Origin of the sequence: Hymenobacter sp., assembly GCF_036388155.1 — a bacterium.
Taxonomy (GTDB): Bacteria; Bacteroidota; Bacteroidia; order Cytophagales; family Hymenobacteraceae; genus Hymenobacter.
The window spans coordinates 1-5,565 of sequence record NZ_DASVSI010000089.1 but is presented as its reverse complement, the minus strand read 5'-3'; the positions used below and the strand labels follow the sequence as shown (position 1 = coordinate 5,565).

General features: G+C 60.2%; 7 protein-coding genes. 6 read left to right on the top strand and 1 reads right to left on the bottom strand.

Annotation, left to right across the window (positions count from 1 at the left end):
• The 3 genes from VF629_RS12445 to VF629_RS12435 all read left to right on the top strand — a co-directional run.
• A partial coding sequence (locus VF629_RS12445; protein ID WP_331058810.1) for a VOC family protein occupies positions 1–302 on the top strand: 302 nt, incomplete at its 5' end.
• A 209-nt stretch (positions 303–511) separates the two neighbouring features.
• Positions 512–1,306, top strand: a complete 795-nt coding sequence (locus VF629_RS12440) for a PhzF family phenazine biosynthesis protein (RefSeq protein ID WP_331058809.1) — start codon at positions 512–514, stop codon at positions 1,304–1,306.
• Between the two features lie 74 nt (positions 1,307–1,380).
• Complete coding sequence (locus tag VF629_RS12435; protein ID WP_331058808.1) at positions 1,381–2,115, top strand: PP2C family protein-serine/threonine phosphatase; 735 nt, start codon at positions 1,381–1,383, stop codon at positions 2,113–2,115.
• A gap of 36 nt (positions 2,116–2,151) precedes the next feature.
• On the opposite strand, the gene ruvC is transcribed toward VF629_RS12435, so the two are convergent.
• Complete coding sequence (ruvC, locus tag VF629_RS12430) at positions 2,152–2,736, bottom strand: crossover junction endodeoxyribonuclease RuvC (RefSeq protein WP_331058811.1); 585 nt, start codon at positions 2,734–2,736, stop codon at positions 2,152–2,154.
• 102 nt (positions 2,737–2,838) lie between these two features.
• Between ruvC and VF629_RS12425 the strand changes: the two genes are divergently transcribed.
• From VF629_RS12425 to VF629_RS12415, 3 genes are all read left to right on the top strand, one after another.
• Entirely contained in the window at positions 2,839–3,918 is a 1,080-nt protein-coding gene (locus tag VF629_RS12425; protein ID WP_331058807.1) for a lysylphosphatidylglycerol synthase transmembrane domain-containing protein, read from the top strand.
• Positions 3,919–4,103: 185 nt separating this feature from the next.
• Positions 4,104–5,114: a glycosyltransferase gene (locus VF629_RS12420; protein ID WP_331058806.1), complete on the top strand. Its 1,011-nt coding sequence runs from the start codon at positions 4,104–4,106 to the stop codon at positions 5,112–5,114.
• A 130-nt stretch (positions 5,115–5,244) separates the two neighbouring features.
• On the top strand, positions 5,245–5,565 hold a 321-nt coding region (locus tag VF629_RS12415), incomplete at its 3' end, for a cytochrome c (protein WP_331058805.1).

Genomic DNA, 5,565 nt, shown 5'->3' with positions numbered 1-5,565 from the left:
CCTTCGAGAACGAATTCTATCTGCTGTTGCACACCCCCAATCAGGAAGCAGAAATCAGCTTTTTGCTCCCCAACCACCCAAGTCAACAGCCGTTATTTCACAAGCCCTTCCAAGGCCAAGGAATGTACCTGACCATTGAAGTGGACGATGTGGATAAAGTGTACAATGACTTGAAAAAGAAAGGAGTGGTCATCAGAATAGATATCCGGAACGAGCCCTGGGGAGACAGGCACTTCGCCATTGAAGACCCAAACGGCATTGGAATTGACATTGTCAAGTACTCGTCGCCCCAAAGCAAATAGCGCGTCCTGCGCCTCGTTCGGGAGTGGCTTGCCAAGCAGTATGCTGAAAAGCGGGCACCAAGCGCCACCCTGCTGAATGGTGTTGCTGCAACCTCCGGGGTGCCTTCCCCACGCCGTGGAAACAGGAATAGGTCTCTTCGGCTGCGCGTAGCAGACAGGTTCTGGTGTTTCTTTGGCTGGAAGTTTTGCTGCAAACACTCGCGCTTATCATGACCCGCTACTTCCACGTCGATGCCTTCGCTCAAACGCCTTTCAGCGGCAATCCCGCCGGCGTGTGCCCCCTCGCCGCTTTTCTACCCACCGAGTTGATGCAGCGCATCGCGGCCGAAAACAACCTGGCCGAAACCGCTTTCATTGTGCCCCGGCCCGATGCGCCGGCCGAGTACGACATCCGCTGGTTTACGCCCATGGTCGAAATTGACTTGTGCGGCCACGCCACCCTGGCTTCGGCCCACGTCCTGTTCACGCACCTGGACTTTGCGCACCCGCAAGTCACCTTCCACAGCCAAAGCGGCCCGTTGCGGGTGCAGCGCGAAGAAACGGGCCGACTTACCCTAGATTTTCCCTCGCGCCCGCCGCAGGAAATGACCGCGCACCCCACCGGCCTGGCCGACGGCCTGCGCGCCACGCCCCTGCACGTGCTGGCCGCCCGCGACCTGCTGGTTGTCTTCAACACCGAGGCCGAAGTGCAGGCCCTGCGCCCCGACTACGCCCGCATTGCGGCGCTGGAGTACGTGGGCGTCATTGCCACCGCGCCCGGCACCAATGGTATCGATTTCGTGTCGCGCTTTTTTGCGCCCCGCGTGGGCGTGCCCGAGGACCCCGTCACCGGCTCGGCCCATAGCACGCTCATCCCATATTGGGCCGCCAAGCTGGGCAAAACTGAGCTGCGCGCCCGCCAGGTTTCGCCCCGCGGCGGGGACCTATGGTGCCGCCTGCGCGATGACCGGGTGGACATCAGCGGCTACGCGGTGACGTATGCGGCGGGGGAATTGCTGGTGTAATCGTTGCTGGGCTAAGCATTGTTTTGGTGTACTTAAACTCATCTTGTGTTGATAAACTGCCTAAAATTCTGCAAATGGAAGGAATCTATGAAGTTTTAGGGTACACAATATCCAATTTTGGAAAAGAGAAAAACGGCGACAGTTTTTTAATTGAACAGCTAGAAAATGAGGGTCTACTTATTGCTGTTGTTGGGGATGGAGTTAGCCAACAACCCTGTGACTGGTTAGCTTCCTCGACAACCTGCCAAACATTAGTTGACCATTTTAAAAAAAACATCTCTCAAAAGGGAGACATAGAGAACCGCCTCTTAGAAAGCATACAACTTACAAATAAGCAAATCGCGCTGACGGAAGGCATATGCCATAAAATGGCTTCGACTCTCTCTGTTGTTGTTTATTCCCAATTATCAGAGAAGATATATTATGCCAATATTGGTGATTCAAGGATTTACAGTCTCTATAATGGCATGCTTGAACAACTCACAGTAGACAATACAATGGTTAGAAGAGAGAAGGTTTTGACTAGTGCAGGAATGCGATTAATTGATAAGCCTATTCTCACTCAAGTAATTGGACAGAATAGTATTTCGTGCAAAATCAGTGTAAAACCAATTCAAACACATGAGATAATTATTTTAGCCACGGATGGTTTTTATGAGGCTCGGAAAGCGGTATTTACTAAACTGATGACTGAGTTTGGTGAGACTGCCAATTTCGAAGAAGGTTTTACAAAACTCATTGACCAAGTAAAAATTCTTAGAGGCGATGACTTAACTGCAGTAGCCATAAAGGGAGTGGCTGCTTATTAAGTGAACAAATCTGAAAAAACTATTTCTATCCTAGGCCTATGATTTTGTAGTCGCTTTCTTCTTGCCCGTGCCCGTACTAGCCCCCAGCCGCTCCGGGTTTTCGGCCAGGAACTTGCCCCAGCTTTTGCCGCTGCTCACGGTGGCGTTGTTGCCCTTCATGTAGTGATGGCACAGGGCCACGGCCAGGGCATCGGTGGCGTCCAGGAACTTGCTGGCTTCGGCGATGGGCGGCAGGGTGAGGGTCTGGCGCAGCATGTGGGCCACCTGCTCCTTGGTGGCCGAGCCGGAGCCGGTGACGGACTGCTTCACCTTGGTGGGGGCGTACTCCACGTAGGGAATCTGGCGGCTGAGGGCGGCGGCAATGGCCACGCCCTGCGCCCGGCCCAACTTCAACATGCTCTGCACGTTGACGCCAAAAAACGGGGCTTCGATGGCCAGCTCGTCGGGCAGGTACTCGTCGATGAGTTCGAGCATGCGGTCGAAAATCCGCTTTAGCTTTACGGCGTGATTCGACCCCAGCGCCTTCATATTGATAACGTCGTAGCACAGCACGTCGACCCGCTGGCCCCGCACCTCAATCAGGGCGTAGCCCATGATTTGGGTGCCGGGGTCGACGCCCATAATGATTTTGGGCAGCAGCTCGATGGCGGGAGCGGGGCGGGGACGAAGCGGAGCGGGCAAAACGAGGGCGGTGGAAAGCAGGAAGCCGGCAGCGCGCTTCCTTTGCAAAGCTACGACGCCAAAGAGGCGGCAAAGGCAAACACGGCTTCGCCCGTCGCCGCTGCCCCGATAACCGAACCCGCGCCCGGAAAAGGTCCACAAGGTCAAAAATGGAGCCGGCTGGTGTTTTGGGGGAAGATTCTGGTCACGCTGCTCACCCTCGGCCTGCTGTATAATTCGGTGTTTGCGGCGCCCGATACCGCCGCGGCGTGGCGGCAGCTGCTGGCCACTTCGCTGGGCGGGGCCGGCCGGGGCCCCGTGCTGGCGGCATTGGCGCTGGTGCCCGTCAACTGGGGCTTGGAGGCGTGGAAATGGTACCGCCTGGCCCGGCACCTGGAGCCGGTCACGTTTGGGCGCAGCTTTCGGGCGGTGCTGGTGGGCCTCACGCTGGGCTTCGCCACGCCCAACCGGGTGGGCGACTACGCGGGCCGCATCATCGAGCTGAAAAGCCGCCGGGTAAGTGCGCTGGGGGCCGTGTTTCTGGGCCGCTACTGCCAGCTGGTAGTCACGGTGCTGGCGGGACTGGCCGGCCTGCTGTATTTCGTGTTGAGATTTTACCTGAATGGCTACCCGGCGGCCGAAGCCGGAGTGGTGGCCTCCGGGCTGCTGCTTGGCGGGGTGGTGCTGGTGCCGTTGTACCGGTCGCGGCTGTTGCTGGCGGCGCTGGGCGTGTGGCGGCCGTTGCGGCGGTTTCGGCCGGCGTTGGCCATCATGCCCACCTACCCAACGCGGGCGCTGCACGCGGTGCTGGCCATCTCGGGGCTGCGCTACGGGGTGTTTTGCCTGCAGTTTTTGCTGCTGCTCACGGCCTACGGCGTCACGGCGCCGCTGGGGCCGGGGCTGGCGGCGGTGGCGGGCACTTTCCTGTTCAAGTCGTTGGTGCCGTCGCTCAACGCGCTGGCCGATGTGGGCGTGCGAGAGCTGTCGGCCACGCATTTGTTTGGCTTGCTGGCGCAGCCGGCCTTGCCCGTGCTCAGCGCCAGCCTGAGCTTGTGGGTGGTGAACATTGCCCTGCCCAGCGCGGCTGGCCTGCTGCTGGTGCCCGGCCTGCGCGTGCTGCGCTCACCACGCACCGAGCGCTGATGCTGGCCGCCGGAATTGCCTTGCTGGCACTGCCCTTGCTCTACGCCGGGTTCATGGTGTGGCTGCGCAGGGGCTGGAATGACGCTGCGTTTAATGAAGAAGGGAAAAGTAAGAATGAAGAATTAAAAGAGAGGACTGCTGAAGCAGACAGCGAGAATTCCTCATTGCTCATTGCTCAGTCTTCATTGAAGTTCTCGGTTCTCATTGCGGCCCGCAACGAAGCCGCTGCGCTGCCGCTGCTCCTGCAAGACCTGGCCGCGCAAACCCTGCCAGCGGCTCATTTCGAAGTCATCATCGCCGACGACCACTCCACCGATGCTACCGCAGCCGTGGTGAGTGAAGCCGCTCTGGGAACCGACTATTCGCTGCGCCTCGTCACGCTGTCTGCTGCGCAAACGGGCAAAAAAGCCGCGCTGCTCGAAGCCTTGCGGGTGGCGCAAGCGCGTTGGCTGGTGTGCACCGACGCCGATTGCCGCCTCGGTCCGGGCTGGCTGGCTGCTTACGCCGCGCAGGTGGCGCGGACGCCCCAGGCCAATTTCATCAGCGGGCCGGTGCTGCTCACGGGGCCTGCTACTTTTTTCCAGGGACTCATGGGGCTGGAGTTTGCCGGTTTGGTGGGCGTGGGCGGGGCCTGCCTGGCGCGGCAGCAGCCCACCATGTGCAACGGCGCCAACCTGGCCTACCGCCGTGGGGCGTTCGAGGCCGTGGGCGGCTTTGCCGACAACGCCCACCTGGCCAGCGGCGACGACGAGTTTCTGCTCCACAAAATTCACCGGGCTTTTCCCGGGTCTGCCCATTTTCTGGCCGATGCCGCGGCCATCGTGCGCACCGCCGCGCCCACCACGTTGGCGGCCCTGCTGCGGCAGCGCGTGCGCTGGGCCAGCAAGTGGCGCCACTACCAAAGCGCCGCTTCCCGCCGCTTGGCGCTGCTGGTGCTGGGCGCCAACGTGGCCCTGGCGGCCGGGCTAGGAGCGGGGCTGCTCTGGCCGGAGTTGTGGCCCTGGGTGCCTGCCGCCTGGGGAATTAAGCTAGGCGCCGATGCCTGGTTTTTGCTGCCGGTGCTGCGGTTCTTGGGGCGGCGCAAGTGGCTGGCGGGGCTGGTGCCGTTGCAGGTGCTGTATGCGCCGTATGCGCTGGCCGTGGGCGCCGCGGGCTGGCGCGGCGGCTACCAGTGGAAGGGGCGGGCCGTGCGGTGAGGGAGTCGAGATTTTTAGTCAAAAAAAATGGCCTCAGGGGGCTTGGATGGTAAATTTGCCGCAACTATATTCCACCTAAGCCCCGGTACTCATGCGGTTCAATTCGGTTGGTTTTGCCCTTTCGGTAGGCATGGCATTGATAGTCGTGCTATTTGCTTTCACCCTCATGAGCGCCGCGGGCCTCGCAGGTTTCGCGGCCGACGATACTACAGCTGACACGGAGCAGCCGGTAGCCCCCCAGGATTCAACTGTAGCAGTGGTGAATGCAAGCGCGGGAAAGCCAGTTTCAGCCGAAGAAGCGGTGGCCATTGCGGCGGGGGACGCCTTGTTCAAGAACAACTGCGCGCAGTGCCACGCGGTGAACGAGCAGGTGGTGGGCCCGGCCCTGGCCGGCATCACGAAGCGGCGGCCGGTGTCGTGGCTGCTGCCGTGGATAAAGAACTCGAGCAAG